This is a genomic window from Streptomyces sp. NPDC021212 (genome assembly GCF_044332925.1).
Classification (GTDB): Bacteria; Actinomycetota; Actinomycetes; order Streptomycetales; family Streptomycetaceae; genus Streptomyces.
Genome location: NZ_JBIRPZ010000004.1, coordinates 379,047 through 405,916, shown reverse-complemented (window position 1 = coordinate 405,916; position 26,870 = coordinate 379,047). Strand labels below are relative to the sequence as shown.

Sequence of the window (26,870 nt, the reverse complement as noted above, 5' to 3'; positions counted from 1 at the left end):
TTCTTCGGCGCTCCCCCGCTACAGGTACGGGCCCGAGCGGGCGCCGCCGTGCTCAGGCCCCATCCCCTGGCCTTCCTCAGCCCCGCCGACACCCGGGGGCAGCGCCCTGCGCATCTGCTCCAGCTGCGCACGGGCGGCCATCTGCTGGGCGAACAGCGTCGTCTGGATGCCGTGGAACAGCCCCTCGAGCCAGCCGACCAACTGCGCCTGGGCGATGCGCAGTTCCGCCTCGGTCGGGACGGACTCCTCCGTAAAGGGCAGCGACAGCCGCTCCAGCTCCCCGATCAGCTCGGGGGCGAGACCGTCCTCCAGCTCCTTGACCGAACTGGCGTGGATCTCCTTGAGACGCGCGCGACTCGCCTCGTCGAGAGGTGCGGCCCGGACCTCCTCCAGCAGCTGCTTGATCATGCTCCCGATCCGCATGACCTTCGCGGGCTGCTCGACCATGTCCGTCACGGGAACCTCGCGCGACTCGTCGTCACCACTGCCATCGCCAGGAGTGCCACCGCCGAGTGCCATGCCGTCCGGGCCGACGACCAGGACGTGCGGGCTCTCCTGCGATCGTTCGTTCATCGGCTGGTTCATACCCCCATTGTTCCGCACCGCCACCTCCGGGGGAGGCCGTGGGTCCCCCCGGGCCCAGGGGAACCGGACCGTCCGCGTCCTCAGCGGCGCCGGAGCCGCAGGCCGAGGAAGGCCAGCCCGAGCCCCAGCCCGCTCAGCGCCAGCCCGGTGCCGAACGGCAGCACCCGCGTCGCCCGCTCCCCGGGCGACGCGGCGGTCCGCTCGGTGGCGTACGGACGATCATCCTGGGGCGCCTCCCGCGCCCCGCGCGACTCCCGCTCGTGCGGGAGCCGAAACGAGGACGGTGTCCAGTCCGGCACCAGCGACAAGCGCGGGTCCGCCTGGTCCCGTCCGCTCGGCCGCCCGCCCTGGTCGGCCGGGTCGGTCGGGTCGGTCGGGTCTGCCGGGGTGGGTGAGGGGTCCGGGGAGGGGGTGGGCGCCGCGCTCCGGCCGGGGTGGGCCCGACCCTCCCCGGCGTGGGTCCCCGCCAGCTCGCCGTCGTCGTCGCGCGCCACCGCCTGCGGGGCGGCGAGCAGCGCGGCGCCCGCCAGCAGGGCCATCGCGGGCAGGGCCATCGCGGGCAGGGTGCGGAATGCGGGGTTCACGGTCGTCGCCCTCCCGTGCCGGGCCGTCGCCTCACGGACGAGCGTCGCACAGAGGTGCAGACCGGGCATTCCGGGCGCGGCCGATCAGGCCATCTCGGCCGTCCGAAGCGGGCCGCGCCCGGATCCGGTCCGCGCTCAGACCGTCAGCAGCACCTTGCCCACGTGCCCGCTGGACTCCAGCAGCCGGTGCGCCTCCGCGGCCTCCCGCATCGGAAGCGTACGCTCCACGATCGCGCGGACCCGGCCGCCGCCGATCAGCGGCCAGACGTGCTCCCGTACGGCCGCGACGATGGCCGCCTTCTCGGCGAGAGAGCGGCCCCGCAGCCCGGCGGCCGTCACCGCGCCGCTCTTGCCCAGCAGCTTGACCAGGTTCAGCTCGGCCTTCGCCCCGCCCTGGAGACCGATGATCGCCAGCCGTCCGTTGAAGGCCAGCGCGTCCACGTTCTTGGCCAGGTACTTCGCCCCGACGATGTCCAGGATGACGTCCGCCCCGGCGCCGTCGGTGGCCGCGCGGACCTCCTCGACGAAGTCCTGCTCGCGGTAGTTGATCAGCACATCGGCCCCCAGCTCCCGGCAGGCCGCCAGCTTCTCCGCCGACCCGGCGGTGACCGCCACGCGCGCCCCGGCCGCCTTCGCGAGCTGGATGGCCATGGTGCCGATGCCGCTCGACCCGCCGTGCGCCAACAGCGTCTCGCCGGGCCGGAGATGGGAGATCATGAAGACGTTCGACCATACGGTCGCGGTCACTTCGGGAAGCGCGGCTGCGGTGACCAGGTCGACGCCCTCCGGCACCGGCAGCAGCTGCCCCGCCGGGACCGCCACCTTCCCGGCGTACCCGCCGCCCGCCAGCAGCGCGCACACCTCGTCGCCCACCGACCAGCCGCTGACGCCGGGGCCCAGCTCCACGATCCGGCCCGAGCACTCCAGGCCGGGGTATGCGGGGGCGCCGGGCGGCGGCGGATAGTGGCCCTGGCGCTGCATCAGATCGGCGCGGTTGACGCCACTGGCCACGACCTCGACCAGGACCTCCCCCTCGCCGGGCGCGGGATCGGGAACCTCCGTCCACTGGAGTGCGTCGGGACCGCCGGGTTCAGGAATGGTGATCGCATGCATGGCCGCGAGGCTACTCCTGGGCCAGCGGCGCGCGAACGATGGTGATCAGCCGGTCGGCGGCCTGCAACGGGCTCGCGTCGGGGTCGTCGTACGCCAGCAGGCGATGCCCGCGCCGTACGGACACCACGAGGTCGTCCGTGTCCCGCACCGACCTGCCCACCTCGGACTTCACCACCGTGCGCTCCACCAGGTCCAGGCCGCTGCCCTGCTGGATCAGGTCCTCGATCACCGCCCCCGCGGTCGGCGACTGCACGCTCAGCCCCAGCAGCCGTCCCGCCGCGCTCGCGCTCGTGATCACCGCGTCCGCGCCCGACTGGCGCAGCAGCGGGGCGTTCTCCTCCTCGCGCACCGCCGCCACGATGTTCGCGCTCTTGTTGAGCTGCCGCGCGGTCAGCGTGACCAGCACCGCCGTATCGTCCCGCTGGGTCGCGATCACGAACTGGCGGGCCCGCTGCGCCTCCGCCCGCAACAGCACATCGCTGCGGGTCGCGTCGCCCACCACGCCCGCGAACCCCTCCGAGGTGGCGGACTCGATCACCTTGTGGTTCGGATCGACCACCACCACCCGGCCCTTGGGCAGCCCGCCCGCGCAGAGCGTCTGGACGGCCGACCGGCCCTTGGTGCCGAAGCCGACGACGACGGTGTGATCGCGCAAGGCGGACCTCCAGCGGTTCAGGCGGTATTGCTCGCGGGTGCGCTCGGCGAGGACCTCGAGGGTGGTGCCGACCAGGATGATCAGGAACAGCACGCGCAGCGGGGTGACCAGCAGGATGTTGGTGAGCCGGGCGCTGTCGCTGTGCGGGACGATGTCGCCGTAGCCGGTCGTCGACAGCGTCACCGTGGAGTAGTAGACGGAGTCGAGGAAGTCGACGCTGTCGTCGGCGTTGTCGTGGTAGCCGGCCCGGTCCGCGTAGACGATCAGAACCGTCGCCACCAGGACGAGCAGCGCCAGCAGCAGCCGGCGGCCCACCTGGCGCAGCGGGCCGTCCGGGTAGCGCGGCAGCTGGACGCGGTGGCCGGTGTCCTCCGGTGGCGTGCGGGCCGCCGCGTCATGACTGGGCAGCTTCACGCGGGGCCCTCCTGGGTGGGTATGCCATCGTCGTCGTCCTCCTGGCTCCTGCTCCCGCCGGCTTCGCCGGTGCCGGTCGACCAGGGCAGTTCCAGCACCTCGACCTCCGCGCCGCGCCCGGCCCCGCCCGGCGGGATCACCGCGAGACCGTCCGCGACGGCGACGCCGCGCAGCATCGCCGGGCCGCTGAAGCGCAGCGGCCGCGCCTCGTCGTACCGGAACGCCACCGGCACCAGCCGGGTGTCGTGCGGATGTCCGCTCACCGCCTCGGCCAGCGGGGCCGGGCGGCGCTCGGGCGCGGGGCGGCCGGTCAGCGTCCGCAACAGCGGCTCCGCGAGCGTCAGCAGCCCCGATACGGCGGCCAGCGGATTGCCCGGCAGGCCGACCAGATGCCGTTCGGGCCCGAGACGGGCCAGCAGCATCGGGTGGCCCGGCCGCACCTCCACCCCGTCCACCAGCAGCTCGGCCCCCAGCCGGTGCAGCGTGGGGTGCACATGGTCCACCGGGCCCGCCGCCGTGCCGCCCGTCGTCACCACCAGGTCCGCCGTCGAGCCGTCGATCGCCGCGAACAGCGCGTCCGCCTCGTCGGCCACCCGACGGGTGCCCGACACCTCCGCGCCCAGCGCCCGCAGCCACGGCCCCAGCATGGGCCCCAGCGCGTCCCGGATCCCGCCCTCGCGGGGCAGCCCCCGGTGCAGCAGCTCGTCCCCGAGGACCAGCACCTCCACCCGTGGCCTGCGTACGGTCGCCACCTCGTCGTACCCGGCGGCGGCCGCGAGCCCCAGTACGGCGGGCGTGATCCGCGTGCCCGCGGGCAGCAGCCGATCGCCGCTGCGGCACTCCTGGCCGCGGGGGCGGATGTCCTGCCCGAAGCCGACCGGCCGCGGGGCCTTCGCCGCGGACAGCCGGCCGTCGCCGGTTTCCGTGCCGTGCTCCGTACGCAGCACGGCGGTGGCGCCGGGCGGGATCCGGGCGCCGGTGGCGATCCGCACGGCGTGCCCGTCGGACAGCGGGTCGACCGCGCCGGTCCCCGCCAGGATCCCGCGCCCCGCCCGGCCCGCCGTGAGCCGCCACGGGCCGGGCCCGGCGAGGGCCCAGCCGTCCATGGCGGACGTGTCGAACGGCGGCAGGTCGGTCAGCGCGGTGAGGGGTTCGGCGAGGACGTGCCCGAGCGCGTCGTCCAGCGCCCGCAGGACGGGCGCCGCCTTGGCGACGGCCCTGGCGGGGGCGCGGGCGGCGATGCGATGGGCGTCGGGCCAGGAAGTCAGGGGGACCTCAGGTGGTGCGGTGTCGTCGGGCGCGGGATCGGTGCCGGGTGCGGGCTTGGTGCCGGACGCGCGCTCGTTGTCGGGCGCGGGCTCCTTGTCGGATGCGGGTCGCGCACCGGGTGCGCGGCCGGGCGCGGAGCCGTCCGGAACCCCACGGCTCCACACATCCACGTCAGTGTCCAGGATCCCCGCCCCCGCACCCCCGCCCCCTCCCGGGTACGGCACCCCTGCGTCCGGTGGCCCGGGCCTGATGCTCGGCGGTGGCCAGCCGAGCGCCTCGTCGGGCTCGTCCCCGGGGGACCGGCGGGACGCCGTGGGGGGCGCCTCGGGCCCGGGGGCGCCGTGGCGGATCGTGCGCGCCACGCTCGGCGGGGGCCAGCCCAGCTCGGGGTCGGGCACGTCCGGCGGGGGCGAGGCCCGATGCGCGGAGGCCCTCTCGTTGGCCAGCGCCAGGGCCTCGTCGACCTGGCGGTCGAGCTTGTCGGCGTCCCCGGGGCGGGGGTCCCGCCGCGTCATTCCTCGTCAGCCCAACGCGCCGCCAGCGCCGCCGCCTTGCGGCTGGCGGCTGCCAGGGCCTCGGGTCCGCCGCCCTGCTGCGCGGCGGCATAGCCGACGAGGAACGTGGTCAGCGGCGCGGCCGGCCGGGCGACCCCGTGCGCGGCGTCCCGGGCCAGGTCGAGGAGGGCGGCGGTGTCGACATCGAGATCGATTCCGAGTTCCGCTTTGACTGCGGCAATCCATTCTTCCAGCACCCGCCCATGCTCCCTGATCCGCGCACGGGCTGTCGTGATGTCCTCCCAGGTGTCGCAGTCGAAGGACGCGGTGGCGTGCGAAATGTGGCGGAGGTTCAGCTCGGTGGTGAGCAGCCGCAGCGGCAGCCCGCCGAGGCCGCCGTGCTCGGCGGCGAGCAGGGCGATCTCACGCCGCAGCGGTTCGGCGCGGTAGGCGGCGACGAGGGGCTGCTCGCGCCCGTCCGGATCGATGAGCACGGCGCCGTCGGCCTGCCCGAGCCCGGCGAGCAGGGACCGCACGGTCTCCCCGGTGAGGAACGGCAGGTCGGCGGAGAGCAGGAGGACGACGGGGGCTGTGGTCCCCCGCACGCCCGCGTCGACGGCCGCGACCGGCCCGCCCCCGGGCGGCTCCTCCCGCGCCCACCGCACGGGCCGTACGGTGGGCCGGCGCGGCCCGACGACGACGGTCCGCCCGGCATCCCGGCACGCCCCCAGCACCCGGTCCAGCAGGGCCCGCCCGCCCACGCGCAGCGCGGGCTTGTCCACGCCGCCGAGCCGCCGGGCGGCGCCCCCGGCCAGGATCACCGCGTCATACGTCACCCCCCGAGTATGGCCGCTCCGGGGTGCCCTGCCCTAAAGCCCTCGCAGCAGCACCGAGGGCTGCTCGACGCAGTCCGCCACGTACCGCAGGAACCCGCCCGCCGTCCCGCCGTCGCACACCCGGTGGTCGAACGTGAACGACAGCTGCACGACATGGCGGACCGCCAGCTCGCCGTGGTGCACCCACGGCTTGGGGGCGATCCGCCCGACGCCGAGCATGGCCGCCTCGGGGTGGTTGATGATCGGGGTCGAGCCGTCGACCCCGAACACCCCGTAGTTGTTCAGCGTGAACGTGCCGCCCGTGAGGTCGGAGGGAGACAGCGTGCCCGCTCGCGCGGCCTCGGTCAGGCGCGCCATCTCGGTGGCCAGCCCCTCGACGCTGCGCGTATGGGCGTCGCGCACGACGGGGACGACGAGGCCGCGGTCCGTTTGCGCGGCGAACCCGAGGTGCACCTCGCCGAGCCGGACCACCTCGCGACGGTCCATGTCCACCGTGGCGTTCAGGTCGGGGAAGCGCGCGAGGGCCGCGGTGGAGATGCGGGCCAGCAGGGCGAGTACGGAGATCTTGGGGCCGCCGGTGGCGTTCATGGCGGTGCGGGCGGCGAGCAGTTCGGTCGCGTCGGCGTCCACCCAGCAGGTCGCGTCGGGGATCTCGCGGCGGCTGCGCGCGAGCTTGTCGGCCACGGCGCCCCGCACCCCGCGCAGCGGGGTGCGCTCCTCGTGCCTCTCTCGCCTCTCGCCGGCCGGCTCCGCCGTCCTGGGGACGGCCCGCTCGACGTCGGCGCGCAGGATCAGTCCCTCGGGGCCGGTGCCCACCAGCTGCCGCAGGTCGATGCCGTGCTGCCGGGCAAGCCGACGGACCAGGGGAGAGATCACCGGAAGGGGGCCCTCCGCGGTCTTGGCCGCCGCCTCTCCCTTGGCGGGACGCACCCGGCGCCGCCGCTCGGCGGGGGCTGCCGTGCCGTAGCCGACGAGCACATTGCCGGAGCCCTCGGCCTCGGCGGGACGACCGGCCCCGGCGGGACCGCTCACCGCATCCGGCTCGCCGGACACATCGGACGCACCGGAAGACGCCACGGTCAGCAGCGGCGCGCCCACCGGCAGCTCGGTGCCCTCCTCCCCGAAGCGCGCCGTCACCACCCCGGCATACGGGCACGGCACGTCCACCATGGCCTTCGCTGTCTCGACCTCCACGACCGGCTGGTCGACGGTGACGACGTCGCCGACCTGGACCAGCCAGCGCACGATCTCCGCCCCGGTGAGCCCCTCCCCCAGGTCGGGCAGCGTGAACTCCCGTACGACAGCCATCAGACCGCGCTCCCCTCGGTCCACTCCGACTCCCACTGCAGCCGGGCGACGGCGTCCAGCACCCGGTCCACGCCGGGCAGATGGTGCCGTTCGAGCATGGGCGGCGGATACGGGATGTCGAACCCGGCGACCCGCAGCACCGGTGCCTCCAGGTGGTGGAAGCACCGCTCGGTGACGCGGGCGGCGATCTCGCCGCCGGGCCCGCCGAAACCGGCGGCCTCGTGGACGACGACCGCACGGCCGGTGCGGCGCACGGAGGCGCACACGGTGTCGTCGTCGAAGGGGACGAGCGAGCGCAGGTCGATCACCTCGAGGTGCCGGCCCTCGGCCCGGGCCGCCTCGGCGGCTTCGAGGCACACCGCGACGGAGGGCCCGTACGAGATCAGCGTGGCGCTGGTGCCGGAAGCGCGGACCACCGCCTTCCCGATCGGCGGGACCTCGTCCGGGTGGTCGGCGTCCCAGTCGGCCTTGGACCAGTACAGCCGCTTGGGTTCGAGGAAGACGACGGGGTCGTCGGAGGCGATGGCGGCCCGCAGCAGCCCGTACGCGTCGGCGACGGTCGCCGGGGCGACGACCTGGAGGCCGGGCGTGGCCATGTAGTACGCCTCGGAGGAGTCGCTGTGGTGCTCGACGCCGCCGATGCCGCCCCCGTACGGCACGCGCACGGTGAGCGGCATCGGCACCGCGCCCCGGGTGCGGTTGCGCATGCGGGAGACATGGCTGACGAGCTGCTCGAAGGAGGGGTAGGCGAAGGCGTCGAACTGCATCTCGACGACGGGCCGCAGCCCGTACATGGCCATGCCGACGGCGGTGCCCAGGATGCCCGCCTCCGCCAGCGGCGTGTCCGTGCAGCGGTCGTCGCCGAACTCCTCGGCGAGCCCGCTGGTGATCCGGAAGACGCCGCCCAGGGTGCCGACGTCCTCACCGAGGACATGGACGGCCGGGTCGGCGGCCATGGCGTCGCGCAGCGCCCGGCCGAGGGCCTGGGCCATGGTGGCGGGCTTGCGGGCGGTGGCGGTGGTCATCGGTCCCCCTCGGCCTGTCCCGAGTCGGCTTCGGCGTCGAGCTCGGCCCGCAACTGCGCCGCCTGCTCCCGAAGTTGGCTGGTTTTATCCGCGTAGACGTGTTCGAAAAGCTCCAGGGGGTCGAGGACCGGGTCCTGGTGCATCCGGGCCCGAAGATCGGCGGCGAGTCCCTCCGCGGAGTCGCGCACGGCCTGGAGGCCGTCGTCGTCGAGCAGCCCGCGGTCCCGCAGGGTCGCTTCCAGCAGCCCTATCGGGTCATGTCGGCGCCACATCTCGACCTCGGCGTCGGAACGGTAGCGGGTGGCGTCGTCGGCGTTGGTGTGGGCGTCGACCCGATAGGTGACGGCCTCGACCAGGGTGGGGCCGCCACCGCCGCGGGCCCGGCGGACGGCCTCGCCGAGGACCTGGTGCACGGCGGCCGCGTCGTTGCCGTCGACGAGCCGGCCGGGCATCCCGTAGCCGACCGCCTTGTGGGCCAGGGAGGGGGCGGCGGTCTGCTTGGCGAGCGGGACGGAGATCGCGAAGCCGTTGTTCTGCACGAGGAAGACGACGGGGGCCTGCCAGACGGCCGCGAAGTTGAGCGCCTCGTGGAAGTCTCCCTCGCTGGTGCCGCCGTCGCCGACCAGGGCGAGCGCCACGACGTCGTCGCCCTTGAGGTGCGCGGCGTGGGCCAGGCCGACCGCGTGCGGCAGCTGGGTGGCCAGCGGGGTGCTCAGCGGGGCGACGCGGCGCTCCCGGGGGTCGTAGCCCGAGTGCCAGTCGCCGCGCAGCAGGGTGAGGGCTTGGACGGGGTCGATCCCGCGGACCACGGCGGCCAGGGTGTCGCGGTAGCTGGGGAAGAGCCAGTCGCGCTCCTCCAGCACCAGGCCGGCGGCCACCTGGCAGGCCTCCTGCCCGGTCGAGGACGGGTAGACGGCGAGCCGGCCCTGCCGGGTGAGGGCGGTGGCCTGCGCGTTGTAGCGGCGGCCGTGCACCAGCTCCCGGTGGAGCCTGGTCAGCAGCTCGGGGGGCAGGTCGTCGGCTGCGGGGGTGCCCAGCAGGCGGTATGGCTCGGGCTCTGGCAGCAGCGGTGCCGCGTCGGTACGGGGACGCCAGGCGGGCGGGGGAGTGGGCCGGTAGGAGCCGGACTGCTGTAGGACCGTCATGACACGACCTCCTGGGCGGGCAGACTGCTGGAGGGCACGCGCGCCATACGGCATCGCTCCCCCTACCGATTGTTCGGTCGACGACGCATTTTGGCTACAGACGACCCTAGCCTGTGGACAATCGGTTCTGCATCACATGAGATAAAGACAAGACGTCCATGAAGGGTAGGCGGGGCGGCATGCAGGGCGAACAGATGGCCAATGCGGACGGCAGTCCTCCCGCGCGGCCGCTGGACCCCATCGATCGCGACATTCTGCGGTTGCTCCGGACGGACGGCCGGGCCTCGATACGGTCCGTGGCCGAGCAGGTGCATGTCTCGCGCGCCAACGCCTATGCCCGGATCAACCGGCTCCTGGACGACGGGGTGATCCGGGGCTTCAGCGCCCGGGTGGACCAGGAGCGGGCCGGGCAGGGGGCATCCGCGTACATCACGCTGAAGATCGTGCAGAATTCCTGGCGCACCGTGCGCGAACAGCTCCGACTGCTGCCGGGAGCGGCCCACATCGCCCTGGTCAGCGGCGATTTCGACGTACTGCTGCTGGTACACACCGAGGACAACCGCTCGCTGCGCGAACTCGTCCTCACCCGGATCCAGGCGATTCCTGAGGTGCTGAGCACCCGCACCCTGCTGGTCTTCGAGGAAACGGACCTGGACCCGGAGGTCTAGTTCCCAGAGGTCCGGTCCCCGGAGGTCTGGTGTCCGGGGACGCGCAGGCCCGCGAAGGCCGTGCGGACCACGGCCTCGGCCACCTCGTCGGCCCCGGCGGCCCCACCCCGGCCGGGCCGGTACCACTCCACGATGGAGTTGATCATGCCGAAGAGGAGCCGGGTCGCCAGCCGCGCGTCCACGTCGGCGCGCAGATCACCGTCGGCGGCCGCCCGCTTGAGCAGGTCGGCGACCTCGTGGTCGAAGTCCCTCCGGCGCTCCATGGCCCACCGCTCGGTGTCCGTGTTGCCACGGACCCGCAGCAGCAGCGTGACGTAGGGCAGCTCCTCCATCAGTACCTCGGCGGTGCGCCGGACCACGTACTCCAGCCGCTCGATCGCCCGGCCGTCGCACGCACCCGGTTCCTGGAGGATGCCGAACAGTCCGTCGAGCGCACGGCTCGTGGCGCGCCGGAGCAGCTCTTCCTTGCCCTTGACGTGGTGGTAGATCGACGACTTGGAGATCCCCGCGGCATGGGACAGATGCTCCATGGAGGTGCCGTCGTACCCCCGCTCGTTGAACACCTCCACGGCGACCGCGAGCAGCGATTCGGGCGTATAGGTGTTGCGCTTGGCCATGGCCACGATTAGAGCAGCTTTCCTTCGGTGGCAGCACGCCGGATCAGGGCCTGGGAGGGGGCGTAGCGGCCGGTGGGGCAGGCGTCGTGGAGGTTCCTCAGGACATCGCGCACCCAGCCGGCGCCGAGCAGGGACCCCCAGTGCAGCGGGCCGCGCGGATAGTTGACGCCGGTGCGCATGGCGGTGTCGATGTCCCCGGCGCTCGCCACCCCGCGGGCGACGGCGTCCTCGGCGAAGTCCACGAGCATCGCGACGGTGCGAGCCACGATCATGCCGGGGAGGTCCCCCACGACGCTCACCTGCTTGCCGAGCGCCTGGAAGAGCCCCGTCGCGGCCGCGATGGCCTCCGGCGCCGCGGTCGCGGAGGGGGCGAGGGCGACGCGGGTGGCGGTGCGGTAGTCCAGCGCCAGGTCGAAGCGGATGCCGGGGGCGCTCGGGTCCGTGGTGGCGGAGGATCCGTCGGTCAGGGACAGCCGGGTGCCGTCGGGCAGCGCGAGGAAGCCCCCGGGCCCCGTCTCCGCCCCCGCTTCCGTCACGGGCTCGCGTGACAGGGCGATGCCCGCCTCCTCGATGAGGGGGACGAGCCCGGCGGCGGGGCCCAGGTCGCCATGGAGGGCGAGCTTCGCGGGGGCGCCGCACGGCTCGGCGGTGTGCGGGCGGGGGCGCGCGGCGCCGTCGGCGTGGTCGTACCAGCCGCGGCCCGTCTTGCGCCCGTGCAGCCCGGCGTCGACCAGGCGGCGCTGGGCGAGGGAGGGGGTGAACTTCGGGTCGTGGAACAGCGATTCCCAGACGGATCGGGTGACGGCCTCGTTCACGTCCTGGCCGATGAGGTCGGTCAGCTCGAAGGGGCCCATCCGGAAGCCGCCGGACTCGCGCAGCACGGCGTCGACGGTGGCGGGGTCGGCGCCGCCCTCCTCGTACACCCGGAAGGCCTCGGCGTAGAAGGGGCGGGCGATCCGGTTGACGATGAACCCGGGGCTATCGGCGCAGCGCACCGGGGTCTTGCCCCACGCGGCGACGGTGTCGTACGCGCGGTCGGCGGCGTCCTGGTCGGTGGCGAAGCCGCGGACGACCTCGACCAGCGGCAGCAGCGGGGCCGGGTTGAAGAAGTGGAGGCCGACGAGGCGGCCCGGGCGGCGCAGGGCGCCCGCGACGGCCGTGACGGAGAGGGAGGAGGTGTTGGTGGCGAGCAGACAGCGCTCGGAGACGACGGTTTCGAGGGCGGTGAACAGTTGCTGCTTGGCGCCCAGCTCCTCCAGGACGGCCTCGATGGCCAGCTCGGCCTCGGCCAGGTCCACCAGGTGGTCGACGGGGGCGAGCCGGCCGAGGGCGGCGTCGCGGTCGGCCGCGGTGAGCGCGCCCTTGGCGACCATCCGATCGAGGCGGGCGGCGATGGCGTCCGCGGCCTGGGCGGCGCGGCCGGGCGCGGCGTCATGGAGCCGCACCGGATGCCCGGCGACCAGCGCCACCTGGGCGATTCCCTGGCCCATGGTGCCGGTGCCGACGACGGCTACGGTGCTGGTGCGCGGGAGCCCACGGTCGCTCGCAGTCATGCCGCTGATCCTTTTCGACGAAGTTTTCCACAGGGCCGCCAGGCCCTCTTGTCCCGACCGATCGTTCGGTTAATCTAACTCTGTCGCCACTTCCAGCCCAGCTCAATCCCAGCTCGACGAGGAGTTGGTCAGCCGTGACCGCCGGACTCACCACAGACCAGTTGACGCAAGAGCACCGTCCCACCCTCGACCAGGCCCTGGAGGCGATTCGTACCCGCGCCTATTGGTCCCCGCACCCCGAGCATCCGAAGGCGTACGGCGGGGAGGGCCAGGGCGGGCGCCCGAGCCTGAGCGTCGCCGAGGGCCAGGCCGCCTTCGAGGCGCTGCGCGGCACGCGCCTGGAGCTGGACCAGCCGGGCACCGACGGCTGGGCGGGCTCCGAGGTCTCGCCGTACGGGGCCGAGATGGGCATGGAGTATCCGCATCCGGATATCGAGGTGCTGCTCCCGGCGATGCGTGCGGCGATGCCCGCCTGGCGGGATGCCGGGCCCGAGGCACGGGCCATGGTCTGCCTGGAGATCCTGGCCCGCATCAGCGCCCGCTCGCACGAGTTCGCGCAAGCCGTCATGCACACCAGCGGACAGGCGTACATGATGGCGTTCCAGGCGGGCGGCCCGCACGCCCAGGACCGCGGTCTGGAGGCGGTGGCGTACGCGTTCGCGGAGCAGACGCGCACGCCGGGGGCCGCCGACTGGTCCAAGCCGCAGGGCAAGCGCGATCCGCTGGAGCTGCGCAAGACCTTCACCGCGGTGCCGCGGGGCATCGCGCTGCTGATCGGCTGCAACACCTTCCCCACGTGGAACGGCTACCCGGGCCTGTTCGCCTCGCTCGCCACCGGTAATCCGGTGCTGGTCAAGCCGCACCCGCAGGCCGTGCTGCCGCTCGCGCTGACCGTCCAGGCCGCGCGCGAGGTGCTGCGGGAGGCGGGCTTCGACCCCAATCTGGTGGCGCTGGCGGCCGAACGGCCCGACGAGGGCATCGCCAAGGTCCTCGCCGTGCGCCCCGAGATCCGCATCATCGACTACACGGGCTCGACCGCCTTCGGCGACTGGCTGGAGACCCATGCCCGGCAGGCCCAGGTCTTCACGGAGAAGGCCGGGGTCAACACGGTCGTCATCGACTCCACCGACGACTACAAGGGCATGCTGGCCAATCTGGCCTTCTCCCTGTCCCTCTACAGCGGCCAGATGTGCACCACCCCGCAGAATCTGCTGATCCCCCGCGAGGGCATCGCCACCGACGCGGGCCCCAAGTCGTACGACGAGGTGGTGGCCGACCTGGCGGCGGCGGTCGACGGACTGCTGGGCGACGACGCGCGGGCGAGCGCGCTGCTCGGCGCGATCGTGGGCCCGAGGGTGCGGGAGCGGCTGGAGGCCGCACCCGGGCTCGGCGGGGTCGCGCTCGCCTCCCGCGCGGTGGCCCACCCCGACTTCCCCGACGCCACGGTGCGCACGCCGCTGATGGTGAAGGCGGACGGGGCGCGGAAGTTCTGGGAGGGGGCGGACGCGGACGCGCCCTATCTCTCCGAATGCTTCGGCCCGGTGTCCTTCGCCGTCGCGGTCGACTCAGCGGCTGACGCGGTCGCCCTGCTGCGCCGCACCACCCGGGACAAGGGCGCGATGACGGTCGGTGCGTACACGACGTCGCCCGAGGTGGAGCGGCTGATCGAGGAGGCGTGTCTGGAGGAGTGCGCCCAGCTGTCGCTGAACCTGACCGGCGGGGTGTATGTGAACCAGACCGCGGCCTTCTCGGACTTCCACGGCTCGGGCGGCAACCCGTCGGCCAACGCCGCGCTGTGCGACGGGGCGTTCGTGGCGAGCCGCTTCCGCACGGTGGAGGTGCGGCGCCCGGCCTGATCAGGACATGGGTGGTCCTCCCCAGTGGAACAGGGCCATGGCCACGCTGGTGGCCAGGTTGTAGCTGGACACCTGTGGCCGCATGGGGAGGGCCACCAGCCGGGTGGCCCGCTTGCGCAGCTCCGGTGAGAGCCCGTGCCGCTCGGAGCCGAACGCCAGCAGGGCGTCATCGGGGATGGCCAGGGACCGGATGTCCTCCCCCTCCGCGTCCAGGGCGTACAGCGGCCCGGGCGGGAGGGCGTCGTCCGGCAGCCGTTCGACCGCGGTGGCGAAGTGGAGGCCCGCGCCCGAGCGCACGGCGTTCGGGTGCCAGGGGTCGATGTCCCCGGTGGTGACCACCCCCGTGGCCCCGAACCCGGCGGCGAGCCGGACCACGGCGCCGACGTTCCCGAGGTTGCGGGGGTTGTCCAGGACGACGACCGGTGCGGGCCTCGGCTGCCGCGCCAGGGCGTCCAGGTTCCCCTGCCGCCCGCGCCTGACCGCCAGCGCGGCGACGCGGGTGGGATGCACCCGGGGGACGAGGGCGCGCAGGGCCTCGTCCCCCACCTCCACCAGGAGATCCGCGATCACCTCGGTGAGATCACCGGCCAGCTCCGCCGCCAGCGCCACCGCGGCGGCCTTGTCGCCGGTGACCGCGACCCGCACCTCGGCGCCGAAGCGGAGCGCATGCTTCAGCGCATGGAAGCCGTCGAGCAGCACGGTCTCGGGGGCCGTCTCGCGCCACTGCCGCACGGCGTGCGCGGCCTGGTCCTCAGTCATTTCCTCAGCGTACGGCGGCCACGGCCGTGACCAGGCGGGTCCACCGGCAGTCGGTGGGCAGCTCAGCCGGTGAGCGAGGGGGCGGCGGGCTCCTCGTCGTCCTCCCCCGCCGGCTCTTCAACGGTGCGCGCGGCCAGCCGGTCGCGGGCCCGGGTCACCTTCCGGCCGGTCCAGAGCAGGAACGCGGTCGGCAGGAACACCGAATCCGCGGCGATGGCGGCGAGCGAGAAGAAGGGCAGGCCGAGCGCGACGGCGATACCGATGTGCTCCAGCATCAGCAGCACCAGCATGACGTTCTTGGCCCGGCGGTTCAGCAGGGTGAAGGGGAAGGCGACCTGCACGACGACCGTGCCGTAGGTCAGCAGCATCACCAGGGTGCCGCTGCTCGCGAGCGCGTCGGCCAGGGACGGCCAGGGCGAGAAGTAGTCCAGGTGCAGCGGGTAGTAGAGGGCGGTGCCGTCCTGCCAGCGCGTTCCCTGGACCTTGTACCAGCCGGCCGAGGCGTAGAGCAGGCACACCTCGCCCATGATCACCACCAGTGCGCCGTTGTGCGCCAGGTTGGCGAGCATGTCCAGGACGGTGCGTGGTTCCCCCGGTGCGTAACGGCGCGCGAGCCACCAGCCGCCCTGGACGAGCCACAGCCCCCACAGGACCGTCGCCCAGCCCAGCCCGGGGAGCGGACCGTCGGCGACCGGGGACAGACCGGCGTCGGTGAACAGCTGGATCCAGGCCAGGGCGAGCCCCAGGACGGCCCACAGCACGATTCCGGTCGTATCGCGCGGCGACTCCTGCCCGGCCCCGTCCCCGTCGCCGTCCTCCGGACGGCGGGCGGCGCGGCGGGCGTCGAGCGACCAGACCTGGCCGCACCGGGTGAGCACCAGGTAGAGCGACATCAGATGGATGAGGTTGTCGCCGCCGTCGCCGATGAAGATGGAGCGGTTCTGCAGCGACAGCACGCCGAGCATGAACAGCACCGACATGGTGCGGGTGCGCCAGCCGAGCAGGAGCAGCAGGGCCGAGACGAGGGCGACGGCATAGACGGTCTCGAACCACAGGCCGCTGTCGGACCACATGAGCGCGGTGAAGGCGTGGTTGCCGTCGATCAGCCGCCGGGCCATGTCCCAGCTCCAGGGGCCGTCGGGGCCGTACAGCTCCCGGCGGTGGGGCCATTCGCGGAGCAGGAAGAGCAGCCAGGTGAAGGAGAAGCCGATGCGCACCACGGCCGTCTGGTAGGGGCCGAGCGCGGATCCGGTGACGCGGGCGTGGCCGCGCGCCAGGGAAGCCCGAACAGCGGATATGGCAGCGGATACGGCGGATGTCTTCACCGGCGCGTCCCCTCCGGGAGGTCGGCCTCGGTCACCGTCCACCAGGGCAGGGTCCGGTAGAACGTCTTGGTGTCGGTCTTCTCGTCGCTCCACGGCGGCGCGGCCAGCTGCGTGGTCGCGGACCGCACCTGGACGCGCTGCACCGTGCCGCCGTCCGGCTTCGGGCCCAGGCGGAGCATGACGATCCGGCGTATGTACTGCTCGGAGAGGCTGCCGCGGGTGCCGCCCGGCCGTTCCCGCGCGTCGTGCGAGCCGACGTAGAACTCCCAGGCGCGGCGCAGTTCGTTCTGCTGGGTGTGGCTGGGCAGCGGGTTGTGGTGGATCGCGGCACCGTCCTGGGCGGAGAGGCTGGTCCAGCCGGTGGTCGTGAGGCCGCCCTCGGGGGTGCGGATCTCGGCCCGGGCCTCCACGGCGATGTCCTGCTGGAGCGGATTGGGCGCGAAGAGCTTCCAGTTCCGCTCGAATTCCGGGTAGGTGTAGTCGTCCACCGCCGCGCCGTGCCGCTTGCTGACCGTGTTGGGCGGCGCGATGCTCAGGAACGCCATCCCGAGGTGAAGGGCCGCGGCGACCGCGACGGCGGCGACCGCCACCGCGACGATCAGCTGTGCCGGAGTGGAGAGCGCGGCGAGCCGTTCCGCCGCCTCGTCGTCCGGCTCCGTTACCGCCATGCCCCGCCCCACTCCCGATGGTCCAGGTCCTCGCCCCCGGCCCGGACGGCTGCGCGCCCACGGCCCCCGCGGGGTGCCCCCACGCCCGCACGGTACCGATGCGGCCCACGGGGCACAGCACCCTCGGCGTTATCCACAGGCTTGACACCCTACGTTCCCCCGACACACCATTGAACCGAACGATCGGTCGGTCGGTTGGCTGCCGCGCTGGTCGGCGGGACGGACGGCGGCGACGGATGGCGAAGGGGCTTCGCATGACGACGATGGCGGCGGATGCCGGGGCGGGCGCGTACGAGGCGGTGTTCGACGCCGCCCTGGCCGCGGACGAGCGCATCGAGCCGCGCGACTGGATGCCCGGCGACTACCGGGCGTCCCTGGTCCGGCAGATCGCCCAGCACGCCCACTCCGAGATCATCGGCATGCTGCCCGAGGCCAACTGGATCAGCCGCGCCCCCTCGCTGCGGCGCAAGGCGATCCTGATGGCCAAGGTCCAGGACGAGGCGGGCCACGGCCTGTACCTCTACAGCGCGGCGGAAACCCTGGGCGTCGGCCGGGACGAGCTGCTCGACAAGCTCCACTCGGGCCGCCAGAAATACTCGTCGATCTTCAACTACCCGACGCTGACCTGGGCCGACGTGGGCGCCATCGGCTGGCTCGTGGACGGCGCGGCGATCACCAACCAGGTCCCGCTGTGCCGCTGCTCCTACGGGCCGTACGCCCGCGCGATGGTCCGGATCTGCAAGGAGGAGTCCTTCCACCAGCGCCAGGGATACGAGCTGCTGCTGACCCTGAGCCGGGGCACCGAGGCCCAGCACGCCATGGCCCAGGACGCGGTGGACCGCTGGTGGTGGCCGTCGCTGATGATGTTCGGCCCGCCCGACGACGCGTCGGCGCACTCCGCCCAGTCGATGGCCTGGAAGATCAAGCGGCATTCCAACGACGAGCTGCGCCAGCGCTTCGTCGACATCTGCGTCCCCCAGGCCGAATCCCTCGGCCTCACCCTCCCCGACCCCGATCTGAAGTGGAACGAGGAGCGGGGACACCACGACTTCGGCCCCATCGACTGGGACGAGTTCGGCGAGGTGCTGCGGGGAAACGGGCCGTGCGGCGCCCAGCGGATCTCCCAGCGGCGCCGGGCCCATGAGGAAGGCGCCTGGGTGCGCGAGGCGGCCGCGGCGTACGCGGCCAAGCACGGGAAGGCACAGGCATGAGCGGTGACGGAAACGGCGCATGGCCGCTGTGGGAGGTGTTCGTCCGCGGCAGGCGCGGCCTCGCGCACACCCACGCCGGATCCCTGCACGCCCCGGACGCGGAGATGGCGCTGCGCAACGCCCGCGACCTGTACACCCGCCGCTCGGAGGGCGTCTCGCTCTGGGTGGTGCCCTCCGCGTCGATCACCGCCTCCTCGCCCGAGGAGAAGGACCCGTTCTTCGAGCCCGCCGCCGACAAGCCCTACCGGCACCCCACGTTCTACGACATCCCGGAGGGGGTGCGGCACCTGTGACCGCGGCCCTCGCCCTGGGCGACGACGCGCTGGTGCTCTCCCACCGGCTGGGGGAGTGGGCGGGCCACGCCCCCGTGCTGGAGGAGGAGGTCGCGCTGGCCAACATCGCCCTCGACCTGCTCGGCCAGGCCCGGGTGCTGCTCTCCCTCGTCGGCGACGAGGACGAGCTGGCCTATCTGCGCGAGGAGCGGGCGTTCCGCAACGTCCAGCTGGTCGAGCAGCCGAACGGGGACTTCGCCCACACCATCGCCCGCCAGCTCTACTTCTCCACCTACCAGGAGCTGTTGTACGAGGAGCTGGCGCGCGGCGACGGCCCCTTCGCGCCGCTGGCCGCCAAGGCGGTCAAGGAGGTCGCCTACCACCGCGATCACGCCGAGCACTGGACGCTGCGGCTCGGCGACGGCACCGAGGAGAGCCATCGGCGGATGCGCCGCGGGGTGGACGCGCTGTGGCGGTTCACCGGCGAGCTGTTCGAGCCGGTCGAGGGGTGCGACGTGGAGTGGTCGGCGCTGGGCGCCGCATGGCTGGACCGCGTCACCGCCGTCCTCGACCGGGCCACGCTGAGCCTGCCCGAGGGACCGCGGCGCGGCGCCTGGGCGGCCGGGGCCGGGCGCCAGGGCATCCACACCGAGCCGTTCGGCCCGATGCTCGCGCAGATGCAGCATCTGCACCGCAGCCACCCGGGGGCGGCATGGTGACCCCCACGCCCCACGCCCCCACCGCGCTCGAAGAGGAGCTGCGGCGGCTGGCCGGAGCCGTGCCGGATCCGGAGCTGCCGATGGTGTCCCTGGCCGAGCTGGGCGTGCTGCGCGGGCTGCGGGTCCTGGCACCGGGCCGGGTCGAGGTCGAGCTGACCCCCACCTACACCGGCTGCCCCGCGCTGGAGACGATGGCCGCCGACATCGAGCGGGTGCTGCACGACCGCGGCGTGGCGGAGGTCGACGTCCGCACGGTGCTCGCCCCGCCCTGGACGACGGACGCGATCAGCGCCGAGGGCCGCCGCAAGCTCGCGGAGTCCGGCATCGCGCCGCCCGCCCCACGGGCCGCCGCGGCGGGCGGTCCGGTCCCCGTCGACCTGACGGTGCGCTGCCCGCACTGCGGCTCGACCGACACCGCGCTGCTGAGCCGCTTCTCCTCCACCGCGTGCAAGGCGCTGCGCCGCTGCGAGACCTGCCGCGAACCGTTCGACCACTTCAAGGAGTTGTGATGGCCGCGGAAGCGGTGCCCGTCGCCGCGCCCCACCACGGCGCGTTCCATCCGCTGCGGGTGGCGGCCGTCGATCCGCTCACCGATGACGCGGTGGCCGTCACCCTCCGGGTGCCGCCCGCGCTGCGCGAGACGTTCCGCTTCGTCCCCGGGCAGCACATCGCGGTGCGGCGGTTCACGGACGGCGCGGAGATCCGGCGTACGTATTCGATCTGCACCCCTGCCGCGGGCCCGGAAGGCCCCGAGCTGCTGCGGGTAGGGGTGCGGCTGGTCGAGGGCGGCGCGTTCTCCACGTACGCCCTCAAGGAGCTGGCGGTCGGGGAGGTGGTGGAGGTGATGGCCCCGGCCGGCCGGTTCGTGCTCGACCCCCGGCCCGGCCACTTCGCCGCGGTCGTCGGCGGCAGCGGCATCACGCCCGTGCTGTCCATCGCCGCCACCCTGCTGGAGCGGCAGCCCGAAGCCCGCTTCTGTCTGATCCGCAGCGACCGCACCGCCGCCTCCACGATGTTCCTGGAGGAGGTCGCCGACCTCAAGGACCGCTGGCCCGACCGGTTCCAGCTGGTGTGCGCCCTCTCCCGGGAGGAGCAGCAGACCGGGCTGGTGTCCGGGCGGCTGGATCAGGAGCGGCTGACCGGGCTGCTGCCCTCGCTGCTTCCGGTGCGTTCGGTGGACGGCTGGTTCCTGTGCGGCCCCTACGGGCTGGTGCGCGCCGCCGAGCGGGCGCTGCGTGGGCTCGGGGTGCCCCGCGGCCGGGTCCATCAGGAGATCTTCCATGTGGCGGCGGAGCCCGGCGAGGGCGTCTCCCCCACGCCGCGCCCGGCCGCCGCGCCCTCGCACAGCACGGTCACGGCGACCCTGGACGGCCGGTCGGGCAGCTGGCCGGTGCGGGACGGGGAGCCGCTGCTGGAGACCGTGCTGCGCAATCGCGCGGACGCGCCGTACGCCTGCAAGGGCGGGGTGTGCGGGACCTGCCGGGCGTTCCTGGTCTCCGGGGAGGTGCGGATGGACCGGAACTTCGCGCTGGAGCCTGACGAGGTGGAGGCGGGCTATGTGCTGTCCTGCCAGTCCCATCCGGTCGGCGAGCGGGTGGAGCTGGACTTCGACCGCTGACCGGCCGAGCCGCCGCCTTCCCTTCTTTTAGAACCTGTTCTATCTTGACGGGCCGTCAGACGAAGCTCAGGCGGCGCGGGAGGACGGACAGTGGACTTCACCTTCACCGAGGAGCAACAGGCGGCCGTCGAGGCGGCGAAGGCCGTCTTCTCCTCCACCACCCCGGACAGCGTGCCCAGCCCCGCCCTCACCCCCGGCGCCGTCGCCGACGACATCGACCGCGCGCTGTGGCGCAGGCTCGCCGACGCCGATCTGCTCGGGCTGACCCTCGACCAGCGCCACGGCGGCTCCGGACTCGACCCGCTCGCCCTGTGCCTGGTGCTGCGCGAGTCCGCGAAGGTGCTGGCCCGGGTGCCCCTGCTGGAGACCGCCGCGGCCGCCCTCGCCGTGCAGCGGTACGGCGCCCCCGAGCTGTGCGCCGCCGTGCTGCCCCGGACCGCCGACGGCGACCTCGTGCTCACCGTGGCCGCCGCAGGACGCACCGGCCACGGCCCGGCCGAACTCGCCGTCCAGGCACGGCAGGACGGCGGCGACTGGGTACTGGACGGTGTGCAGACCGCCGTCCCCTGGGCCGCCGACGCCGATCACCTGCTGATCCCGGCCCACACCGGCGCGGGCCGGGCGCTCCTGGCCCTGATCCCCCGCGACCGGGCGGGTGTCGGCCTGGACGGGCAGGTGTCCACCAGCGGCGAGCGGCTGGCCGAGGTCCGGCTGGACGGCGTGCGGGCGGCAGGCCACGAGATGCTGGACGCGGCCGGCGCCTGGGACTGGCTGCGCGCGCTGCTCACCACCGGCACCTGCGCGCTGGCGCTGGGCGTGGGCATGGCGGTGCTCGACCTGACCAGCTCGTACACGTCCACGCGCGAGCAGTTCGGCCATCCGCTCGCCACGTTCCAGGCGGTCGCCGTCCAGACCGCCGACCGGTACATCGATCTGCGGGCCATGGAGGCCACGCTCTGGCAGGCCGCCTGGCGGCTCTCCCGGGACGAGAAGGGCCCGGACGAGAAGGGCCCGGACGCGGCGGCGAACGGGGCGCTGCCGATCGCCGGGGACGTGGCGGTCGCCAAGATGTGGGCCGCCGACGGCGTACGCCGGGTCGTCCAGACCGCCCAGCATCTGCACGGCGGCTTCGGCGCGGTCACCGACTATCCGCTGCACCGCTATCACGCCTGGGCCAAGCAGCTGGAGCTGTCCCTGGGCCCGGCCGCCGCCCACGAGGAGGAGCTGGGCGAACTCCTCGCCGCTCATCCCCTCGCCTGAGGCCGCTCGCCAGGCCCTGCCCGGCGGATCGGACCTAGTGCCGCGTCAGCCAAGGTTCACCCCGCTCGCCGCCCTGGCACGGCCATCTGCGGCGTTGCCGAATCGACCGAGTAGGCCCACTACGAGGCCGATTCGGCGCCTTGCATCTGACCGCACCAGGACGCCTCGCTACCGGGCAAACCTTGACTGAGGGCACTAGAGCACGAACGCGCCGTCGGCCGTGCCGTCCTGGCCGCCGACCATCGGGCGGCCGGCCGCGTCCCAGGCGAGCATCCCGCCGTCCACGTTCACCGCGTCCAGCCCCTGGGCGACCAGATACTGCGTCACCTGCGCGGACCGCCCGCCGACCCGGCACATCACATGCACCCGGCGCCCCTCGCCGGCCGACTCGGTCAGCTCACCGAACCGGGCGACGACCTGGCCCATCGGAATGTGAAGGGCGCCCTCGACATGCCCGGCCGCCCACTCGTCGTCCTCCCGGACGTCCAGCAGAAAGCCATCGGCCGGTACCGCCGCGGCCTCCACCTGGGGAAGCTGAGCAAACTGCATCACACACACCTCTCACATGACATCGGCAGACCGTCAAAACCTACTACCGCACCAGCTCCGCGAGCCGGGCCTCCTTCTCGGAGACCTGGGCGATCAGCTGCTCGGCGATCTCGTCCAGCAGCCGGTCCGGGTCCTCCGGCGCCATCTTGATCATCGCGCCGATCGCGCTCGACTCCAGCTCCGCGGCGACCTGGGCCAGCATCTCCTTGCGCTCGGCCAGCCACTCCAGCCGGGCGTACAGCTCCTCGCTGCGGCTCGCCCGCCGCTCGGGCGGCGGCGGGCCGGCCTCCCACTCCTCGGCCAGCGCCCGCAGCGCAGCCTCGTCCCCTGCCGCGTACGCCGCGTTGACGCGCACGATGAACTCACCGCGCCGCTCCCGCTCGGCCTCCTCCTCGGCCAGGTCCGGATGGGCCTTGCGGGCCAGGTCCCGGTAGACGCGGCGGGCCTCCTCGCTCGGCCGCACCCGCGGCGGCGGCTGCACCGGCTGCTCGGTGAGCATCGCGGACGCCTCCGGCGACAGACCCTCCGAGTCGATCCAGCCGTGGAACAGCTCCTCCACGCCGGGCATCGGCTGCACCAGTCCGCGCGCCTCGCGGGCCTTCCGCTGGTCCTCCGGATCGCCGGTGCGCGCCGCGACCGCCTCGGCGATCAACGCGTCCAGCTCGTCCAGGCGCGAGTACATCGGCCCGAGCCGCTGATGGTGCAGCCGGGAGAAGTTCTCCACCTCGACCCGGAAGGTCTCCACCGCGATCTCGAACTCGATCAGCGCCTGCTCGGCCGCCCGCACCGCCCGCTCAAGACGTTCGGCGGCCCGCGCCTCCTCCTCGGATCGCGCCGCTTCCTCGGATCGTGCCTCCTCGGACGGTGCCTGCTCGGACTGGGCCTCGGCCGGCGCCTGAGATTCCTCCTGTGGCTCCGCCTCGGGCACCGCCCGCTGTGCCTGCTGCTGCGCTTCCCGGTTCGTCACCCGCTCAGCCTACGTGGGGCGTCCCCCGGTGCCCGAGCCTCACACCCCCGTCTCGGCCGCTATCCGCCCGGCACGCACCGCGGCCAGCAGTTCCGCGTGATCGGCCTCCGTACGGTCCGCGTACGCCACCGCGAAGTCGGCCATCGCCTCGTCCAGCTCCTCCCCCTTGCCGCAGTACCCGGCGAGCAGCCGCGGATCCGCGGTGTGCGCATGCGCCCGCGCCAGCAGCGCTCCCGTCATCCGCCCGTAGTCGTCCATCTGGTCGGCGGCCAGCGCCGCCGGGTCCACGCTCCCCTTGCGGTTGCGGAACTGCCGTACCTGGTACGGCCGCCCGAACACCGTCGCCCAGCCCAGCAGGATGTCGCTCACGACCTGTATCCGCTTCTGGCCGAGCACCACCCGCCGCCCCTCGTGGACGACGTCGGGTATCTCGAAACCGGCCCGCCCCAGATGCGGCAGCAACGCGGACGGCCGGGCCTCCTTCACCTGCAGCACCAGCGGCTCGCCCCGGTGATCGAGCAGCAGCACCACATACGAACGCGTCCCCACGCTGCCCGTGCCCACGACCCGGAACGCCACGTCGTGCACCTCGTACCGGGCGAGCAGGGGCAGCCGGTCCTCGGGCAGCGTCCCCAGATAGTCGCCGAGCGCCGCCGCGACCGCCTCCGCCTCGGCGTCCGGCACCCGCCGCAGCACCGGCGGCGCGTCCACGAAGCGCCGGGCCACGGGCCGGCCCGCGGAGCCGCCGTCACCCGGCACCGCCTCCGTGGCCTTGGCGGCGAAGCGCGCGCTCGTGTTCCGCCGGGCCTTCTCGGCGACCCGCTCCAGCGTGCCCGCCAGGTCCCGGGCATCGGTGTGCGAGACCAGTTCCTCGTCCGCGATCGCGTTCCACGCGTCGGTGGCCGGCAGCTTGGCGAGCAGCCGCACCGTGCGCCGGTAGGCGCCCGCCGCGTCGCGCGCCGCCGACCGGCAGGTGTCCTCGTCGGCTCCGGCCTCCCGCCCGGCCAGCACCAGCGAGGCCGCGAGCCGCTTCACATCCCACTCCCACGGACCGTGGACGGTCTCGTCGAAGTCGTTCAGGTCGATGACCAGACCGCCGCGCGGGTCCCCGTAGAGCCCGAAGTTGGCGGCGTGCGCGTCACCGCAGAGCTGTGCGCCGACGCCGGTGACCGGGGTGCCCGCGAGGTCGTGCGCCATCAGCCCGGCCGAGCCTCGGAGGAAGGAGAAGGGGGTCGCGATCATCCGCCCCACCCGGATCGGCGTCAGCTCCGGCAGCCGCCCGGCGTTGGACAGCTCGACCGCCGCCACCGCGTCCGGCCGCCCGGGACCGGGCGACGGCAGCACGGCGTGCGCCGACCGCGGCACCCGCTTCCGCAGCGCCTTCCCCTGCTGCTTGGGAGAGGGTCCCTCCCCGCGCCAGGCGGCGAACCCCGGGACCTGGGGCAGCCGCCTGGCCGCCCCGCCCACACCCGTGCCGTCAGCCATTACGCCCCCCGCTTCGTCCTCGCCCGTCACCGGCCCCGCCGACGGCACCGGCGCCATCGACCGACCAGCACCGTACCCCCGATCGCCCACGTCCCGTCAGGGCCTGTGGAAAACTCCGGTGATCCCGACGAAGCCCCTGCTCAGGACCGGAACTGCTCCGGGCAGCCCTCGCCTTCGGGCAGATGGTCCTCGGCCCACCGCCCGAGTTCCTTCAGCGCGGGCTCCAGCGCCTTCCCCGCCTCCGTCAGCCGGTAGGCCACCCGCAACGGAGGCCCGGCGTCCACTTCTCGGACCACCAGCCCCGCCGCCGCCAGCTCGGTGAGCCGGTCCGACAGCATCCGCTCGCTGATCCCCGGGATGGCCCGCCGCAAGTCGGCGAAGTACGCCGCCTGCTCCGTCAGAACGGCCACGATCAGCCCGGTCCATCTCTTCCCGAACAGCTCGAAGACCCGGGTCATCGTGCCGTCGACCCGCTTGCACACCTGCTCGTTGTGGACCTCGGGCCCGCCTCCGTCCGCCATGGAATACACGATACTGCGTTCTCGTTGGGTGCTGTAGAAAAGTAAGCTACTGTGCCAATCGCAGGTACGTAGAAAACCACCGCTCCTTACGGGAGCGTCTTGTTCACGGAGGCACTTCCATGCCCACGCTCCTTCACCTCGACACGTCCGTCTTCCCCGGCGAAGCCTCCGCTTCCCGCGCGGTGACCGCCACCTTCCGCAAGGAGTGGGAGGCGCAGCACCCGAACGGCACGGTCATCTACCGCGACCTGGCCGCCGAGCCGCTGCCGCACCTGGACGGCCTCGCCGCCCAGGCCGGGTTCATCCCCACCGAGAGCCACACCCCCGAGCAGCAGGCCGCCTTCGCGCTGCGCGACACCCTGGCCGGTGAGCTGGAGCGGGCCGACGTGGTCCTCATAGGCGCCCCGATGTACAACTTCACGATCCCCTCCACCCTCAAGGCGTGGCTGGACCACGTGATCATCATGGGCCGCACCTCCGGCGCCGAGCAGACCACCACCTCGGGCACCCCGACGATCGTCGTCGCCAGCCGGGGCGGCGGCTACGGCCCGGGCACGCCGCGGGAGAGCTTCGAGTTCGTCACGAACTACCTGGAGAAGGCGCTGAGCGGCGGGCTCAACCTCGATGTCGAGTTCGTTGTGCCGGAGCTCACTCTGGCCCACAGCAACCCGGCGATGGCCGACCTGATCGACCTCGCCGACGCCTCCAAGGCGAAGGCCCACGAGGAGGCCTCCTCGAAGGCCAAGGAGCTCGCCACCCGCTTCGCCGCCTGATCCCGGGCCCGGCAGCGGAACGCGGGGCCGTCCCCCACCCGGGGAGGCCCCGCTTCCGTTTGTCCGGTCGGAGTCCCGGCGGATGTCCGGGCGGAGACGGTGAAAGCCGCTCCGGACCGGGCCGGCGACGACTGATGTGGATCAAGTCGAACTGGCAGTGGATCAAGCCGAACTCGAGCCGGACGAGAGTCGGAACGGGAGCCGGACACGAGCCGGCCCCGAGGCGAGACCGACCCGCACCGCCACACACGCGAAACGGGCCCCTCCGAGCGACTTTCGTCACTCCGGAGAGGCCCGCTCCGACTGGTGCGCGAGGGGGGAGTTGAACCCCCACGCCCTTTCGGGCACTGGAACCTGAATCCAGCGCGTCTGCCTATTCCGCCACCCGCGCATGGGTGCTGCCTTCCGGTCACCGCCTGTTCCCCGGGCTTTTCACCCCGGTTCCCTGCGGCGCCTTCCGACATCCAGAACACTAGCACGCTGGGCAGGGTGGATTCACACTCGTTGTCGAGCCCCCGCCCGGAGGGGCTCCGTCGCGGTTGCGGGACACTGTCCAGAGGGCACCTCTACGATCCTGTGAGAGGTGACACTGCTCCGCAGGGCCAGGAAGGGGAACCACCC

Annotated in this window: 27 protein-coding genes and 1 tRNA gene; 9 read left to right on the top strand and 19 right to left on the bottom strand. The window is 73.4% G+C overall.

All coding sequences use genetic code 11. The annotated features are described in order from the left end of the window. Nucleotides 1-18: 18 nt before the first annotated feature. The 9 genes from ACH4SI_RS13320 to pdhA all read right to left on the bottom strand — a co-directional run bounded on the left by ACH4SI_RS13320 (nucleotide 19) and on the right by pdhA (nucleotide 9,428). Complete coding sequence (locus tag ACH4SI_RS13320) at nucleotides 19-585, bottom strand: bacterial proteasome activator family protein (protein WP_398295814.1); 567 nt, start codon at nucleotides 583-585, stop codon at nucleotides 19-21. Between the two features lie 80 nt (nucleotides 586-665). Further along, nucleotides 666-1,169: a hypothetical protein gene (locus ACH4SI_RS13315; RefSeq protein WP_398295813.1), complete on the bottom strand. Its 504-nt coding sequence runs from the start codon at nucleotides 1,167-1,169 to the stop codon at nucleotides 666-668. A 135-nt stretch (nucleotides 1,170-1,304) separates the two neighbouring features. After that, entirely contained in the window at nucleotides 1,305-2,282 is a 978-nt protein-coding gene (locus tag ACH4SI_RS13310; RefSeq protein ID WP_398295812.1) for an NAD(P)H-quinone oxidoreductase, read from the bottom strand. A 10-nt stretch (nucleotides 2,283-2,292) separates the two neighbouring features. After that, entirely contained in the window at nucleotides 2,293-3,351 is a 1,059-nt protein-coding gene (locus ACH4SI_RS13305) for a potassium channel family protein (RefSeq protein ID WP_398295811.1), read from the bottom strand. After that, a complete protein-coding gene (locus ACH4SI_RS13300; protein ID WP_398295810.1) occupies nucleotides 3,348-5,135 on the bottom strand; it encodes a molybdopterin-binding protein in 1,788 nt (595 codons plus the stop codon). Before ACH4SI_RS13300 ends, ACH4SI_RS13305 begins: the two co-directional genes overlap by 4 nt. Next, complete coding sequence (locus tag ACH4SI_RS13295) at nucleotides 5,132-5,950, bottom strand: NTP transferase domain-containing protein (RefSeq protein WP_398295809.1); 819 nt, start codon at nucleotides 5,948-5,950, stop codon at nucleotides 5,132-5,134. The genes ACH4SI_RS13300 and ACH4SI_RS13295 overlap by 4 nt, the downstream gene beginning before the upstream one ends. 33 nt (nucleotides 5,951-5,983) lie before the next feature. Next, entirely contained in the window at nucleotides 5,984-7,258 is a 1,275-nt protein-coding gene (locus ACH4SI_RS13290) for a dihydrolipoamide acetyltransferase family protein (RefSeq protein ID WP_398295808.1), read from the bottom strand. Beyond that, nucleotides 7,258-8,283 carry an alpha-ketoacid dehydrogenase subunit beta gene (locus tag ACH4SI_RS13285; protein ID WP_398295806.1) on the bottom strand — a complete coding sequence of 342 codons (1,026 nt, stop codon included), beginning with the start codon at nucleotides 8,281-8,283 and terminating at the stop codon, nucleotides 7,258-7,260. Before ACH4SI_RS13285 ends, ACH4SI_RS13290 begins: the two co-directional genes overlap by 1 nt. Beyond that, complete coding sequence (pdhA, locus tag ACH4SI_RS13280; protein WP_398295805.1) at nucleotides 8,280-9,428, bottom strand: pyruvate dehydrogenase (acetyl-transferring) E1 component subunit alpha; 1,149 nt, start codon at nucleotides 9,426-9,428, stop codon at nucleotides 8,280-8,282. Before pdhA ends, ACH4SI_RS13285 begins: the two co-directional genes overlap by 4 nt. A 179-nt stretch (nucleotides 9,429-9,607) precedes the next feature. Here pdhA and ACH4SI_RS13275 point away from each other — a divergent pair, with 179 nt between their 5' ends. Further along, nucleotides 9,608-10,096, top strand: a complete 489-nt coding sequence (locus ACH4SI_RS13275; RefSeq protein ID WP_398296055.1) for an Lrp/AsnC family transcriptional regulator — start codon at nucleotides 9,608-9,610, stop codon at nucleotides 10,094-10,096. Here ACH4SI_RS13275 and ACH4SI_RS13270 read toward each other — a convergent pair. Next, nucleotides 10,093-10,719, bottom strand: a complete 627-nt coding sequence (locus tag ACH4SI_RS13270) for a TetR/AcrR family transcriptional regulator (RefSeq protein WP_398295804.1) — start codon at nucleotides 10,717-10,719, stop codon at nucleotides 10,093-10,095. The genes ACH4SI_RS13275 and ACH4SI_RS13270 overlap by 4 nt on opposite strands. Before the next feature lie 2 nt (nucleotides 10,720-10,721). After that, nucleotides 10,722-12,266: a 3-hydroxyacyl-CoA dehydrogenase gene (locus ACH4SI_RS13265; RefSeq protein WP_398295803.1), complete on the bottom strand. Its 1,545-nt coding sequence runs from the start codon at nucleotides 12,264-12,266 to the stop codon at nucleotides 10,722-10,724. 134 nt (nucleotides 12,267-12,400) lie between these two features. On the opposite strand from ACH4SI_RS13265, the gene paaN reads away from it, so the two are divergent. Beyond that, nucleotides 12,401-14,122, top strand: coding sequence for a phenylacetic acid degradation protein PaaN (gene paaN, locus ACH4SI_RS13260; protein ID WP_398295802.1), 1,722 nt, complete (start codon nucleotides 12,401-12,403; stop codon nucleotides 14,120-14,122). Here paaN and ACH4SI_RS13255 read toward each other — a convergent pair whose 3' ends face one another. From ACH4SI_RS13255 to ACH4SI_RS13245, 3 genes are all read right to left on the bottom strand, one after another. Further along, nucleotides 14,123-14,881: a TrmH family RNA methyltransferase gene (locus tag ACH4SI_RS13255; RefSeq protein ID WP_398295801.1), complete on the bottom strand. Its 759-nt coding sequence runs from the start codon at nucleotides 14,879-14,881 to the stop codon at nucleotides 14,123-14,125. A gap of 62 nt (nucleotides 14,882-14,943) precedes the next feature. Next, nucleotides 14,944-16,206 (bottom strand): HTTM domain-containing protein, encoded by a 1,263-nt coding sequence (locus ACH4SI_RS13250; RefSeq protein ID WP_398295800.1) that lies wholly within the window; start codon nucleotides 16,204-16,206, stop codon nucleotides 14,944-14,946. Continuing rightward, the gene (locus ACH4SI_RS13245; protein ID WP_398295799.1) at nucleotides 16,203-16,874 is read right to left on the bottom strand and encodes a DUF5819 family protein; all 672 of its coding nucleotides are present in this window, start codon (nucleotides 16,872-16,874) and stop codon (nucleotides 16,203-16,205) included. Before ACH4SI_RS13245 ends, ACH4SI_RS13250 begins: the two co-directional genes overlap by 4 nt. 254 nt (nucleotides 16,875-17,128) lie before the next feature. Between ACH4SI_RS13245 and paaA the strand changes: the two genes are divergently transcribed. The 6 genes from paaA (at nucleotide 17,129) to ACH4SI_RS13215 (ending at nucleotide 21,954) form a co-directional block, all read left to right on the top strand. Next, a complete protein-coding gene (gene paaA / locus ACH4SI_RS13240; protein WP_398295798.1) occupies nucleotides 17,129-18,085 on the top strand; it encodes a 1,2-phenylacetyl-CoA epoxidase subunit PaaA in 957 nt (318 codons plus the stop codon). Beyond that, nucleotides 18,082-18,378: a 1,2-phenylacetyl-CoA epoxidase subunit PaaB gene (gene paaB / locus ACH4SI_RS13235; RefSeq protein ID WP_398295797.1), complete on the top strand. Its 297-nt coding sequence runs from the start codon at nucleotides 18,082-18,084 to the stop codon at nucleotides 18,376-18,378. The genes paaA and paaB overlap by 4 nt, the downstream gene beginning before the upstream one ends. Continuing rightward, a complete protein-coding gene (gene paaC / locus ACH4SI_RS13230; RefSeq protein ID WP_398295796.1) occupies nucleotides 18,375-19,076 on the top strand; it encodes a 1,2-phenylacetyl-CoA epoxidase subunit PaaC in 702 nt (233 codons plus the stop codon). The genes paaB and paaC overlap by 4 nt, the downstream gene beginning before the upstream one ends. After that, nucleotides 19,070-19,585, top strand: a complete 516-nt coding sequence (paaD, locus tag ACH4SI_RS13225; protein WP_398295795.1) for a 1,2-phenylacetyl-CoA epoxidase subunit PaaD — start codon at nucleotides 19,070-19,072, stop codon at nucleotides 19,583-19,585. Before paaC ends, paaD begins: the two co-directional genes overlap by 7 nt. Beyond that, nucleotides 19,585-20,694, top strand: coding sequence for a 2Fe-2S iron-sulfur cluster-binding protein (locus tag ACH4SI_RS13220; RefSeq protein ID WP_398295794.1), 1,110 nt, complete (start codon nucleotides 19,585-19,587; stop codon nucleotides 20,692-20,694). Before paaD ends, ACH4SI_RS13220 begins: the two co-directional genes overlap by 1 nt. 90 nt (nucleotides 20,695-20,784) lie before the next feature. Continuing rightward, complete coding sequence (locus tag ACH4SI_RS13215; RefSeq protein WP_398295793.1) at nucleotides 20,785-21,954, top strand: acyl-CoA dehydrogenase family protein; 1,170 nt, start codon at nucleotides 20,785-20,787, stop codon at nucleotides 21,952-21,954. A gap of 195 nt (nucleotides 21,955-22,149) precedes the next feature. Here ACH4SI_RS13215 and ACH4SI_RS13210 read toward each other — a convergent pair whose 3' ends face one another. The 4 genes from ACH4SI_RS13210 to ACH4SI_RS13195 form a co-directional block, all read right to left on the bottom strand. After that, a complete protein-coding gene (locus ACH4SI_RS13210; protein WP_398295792.1) occupies nucleotides 22,150-22,503 on the bottom strand; it encodes a rhodanese-like domain-containing protein in 354 nt (117 codons plus the stop codon). Nucleotides 22,504-22,546: 43 nt separating this feature from the next. Continuing rightward, entirely contained in the window at nucleotides 22,547-23,470 is a 924-nt protein-coding gene (locus ACH4SI_RS13205; protein WP_398295791.1) for a hypothetical protein, read from the bottom strand. Between the two features lie 39 nt (nucleotides 23,471-23,509). Further along, nucleotides 23,510-24,955, bottom strand: a complete 1,446-nt coding sequence (locus ACH4SI_RS13200) for a DUF2252 domain-containing protein (RefSeq protein WP_398295790.1) — start codon at nucleotides 24,953-24,955, stop codon at nucleotides 23,510-23,512. Nucleotides 24,956-25,095: 140 nt separating this feature from the next. After that, a complete protein-coding gene (locus ACH4SI_RS13195) occupies nucleotides 25,096-25,476 on the bottom strand; it encodes a winged helix-turn-helix transcriptional regulator (protein ID WP_398295789.1) in 381 nt (126 codons plus the stop codon). A gap of 119 nt (nucleotides 25,477-25,595) precedes the next feature. On the opposite strand from ACH4SI_RS13195, the gene ACH4SI_RS13190 reads away from it, so the two are divergent. After that, complete coding sequence (locus tag ACH4SI_RS13190) at nucleotides 25,596-26,249, top strand: FMN-dependent NADH-azoreductase (protein ID WP_398295788.1); 654 nt, start codon at nucleotides 25,596-25,598, stop codon at nucleotides 26,247-26,249. A gap of 304 nt (nucleotides 26,250-26,553) precedes the next feature. Here ACH4SI_RS13190 and ACH4SI_RS13185 read toward each other — a convergent pair. Then, nucleotides 26,554-26,640: transfer RNA gene (locus ACH4SI_RS13185), tRNA-Leu, on the bottom strand. Nucleotides 26,641-26,870 lie beyond the last annotated feature (230 nt).

Excerpts from the sequence above, each read along its gene's own strand:
- ACH4SI_RS13320 (WP_398295814.1), bottom strand. The coding sequence starts at position 585 with ATGAACCAGCCGATGAACGAACGATCGCAGGAGAGCCCGCACGTCCTG.
- ACH4SI_RS13310 (WP_398295812.1), bottom strand. The coding sequence starts at position 2,282 with ATGCATGCGATCACCATTCCTGAACCCGGCGGTCCCGACGCACTCCAG.
- ACH4SI_RS13300 (WP_398295810.1), bottom strand. The coding sequence starts at position 5,135 with ATGACGCGGCGGGACCCCCGCCCCGGGGACGCCGACAAGCTCGACCGC.
- ACH4SI_RS13290 (WP_398295808.1), bottom strand. The coding sequence starts at position 7,258 with ATGGCTGTCGTACGGGAGTTCACGCTGCCCGACCTGGGGGAGGGGCTC.
- ACH4SI_RS13285 (WP_398295806.1), bottom strand. The coding sequence starts at position 8,283 with ATGACCACCGCCACCGCCCGCAAGCCCGCCACCATGGCCCAGGCCCTC.
- pdhA (WP_398295805.1), bottom strand. The coding sequence starts at position 9,428 with ATGACGGTCCTACAGCAGTCCGGCTCCTACCGGCCCACTCCCCCGCCC.
- ACH4SI_RS13275 (WP_398296055.1), top strand. The coding sequence starts at position 9,608 with ATGCAGGGCGAACAGATGGCCAATGCGGACGGCAGTCCTCCCGCGCGG.
- ACH4SI_RS13265 (WP_398295803.1), bottom strand. The coding sequence starts at position 12,266 with ATGACTGCGAGCGACCGTGGGCTCCCGCGCACCAGCACCGTAGCCGTC.
- ACH4SI_RS13255 (WP_398295801.1), bottom strand. The coding sequence starts at position 14,881 with ATGACTGAGGACCAGGCCGCGCACGCCGTGCGGCAGTGGCGCGAGACG.
- ACH4SI_RS13245 (WP_398295799.1), bottom strand. The coding sequence starts at position 16,874 with ATGGCGGTAACGGAGCCGGACGACGAGGCGGCGGAACGGCTCGCCGCG.
- paaA (WP_398295798.1), top strand. The coding sequence starts at position 17,129 with ATGACGACGATGGCGGCGGATGCCGGGGCGGGCGCGTACGAGGCGGTG.
- paaB (WP_398295797.1), top strand. The coding sequence starts at position 18,082 with ATGAGCGGTGACGGAAACGGCGCATGGCCGCTGTGGGAGGTGTTCGTC.
- paaD (WP_398295795.1), top strand. The coding sequence starts at position 19,070 with ATGGTGACCCCCACGCCCCACGCCCCCACCGCGCTCGAAGAGGAGCTG.
- ACH4SI_RS13220 (WP_398295794.1), top strand. The coding sequence starts at position 19,585 with ATGGCCGCGGAAGCGGTGCCCGTCGCCGCGCCCCACCACGGCGCGTTC.
- ACH4SI_RS13210 (WP_398295792.1), bottom strand. The coding sequence starts at position 22,503 with ATGCAGTTTGCTCAGCTTCCCCAGGTGGAGGCCGCGGCGGTACCGGCC.
- ACH4SI_RS13200 (WP_398295790.1), bottom strand. The coding sequence starts at position 24,955 with ATGGCTGACGGCACGGGTGTGGGCGGGGCGGCCAGGCGGCTGCCCCAG.
- ACH4SI_RS13195 (WP_398295789.1), bottom strand. The coding sequence starts at position 25,476 with ATGGCGGACGGAGGCGGGCCCGAGGTCCACAACGAGCAGGTGTGCAAG.
- ACH4SI_RS13190 (WP_398295788.1), top strand. The coding sequence starts at position 25,596 with ATGCCCACGCTCCTTCACCTCGACACGTCCGTCTTCCCCGGCGAAGCC.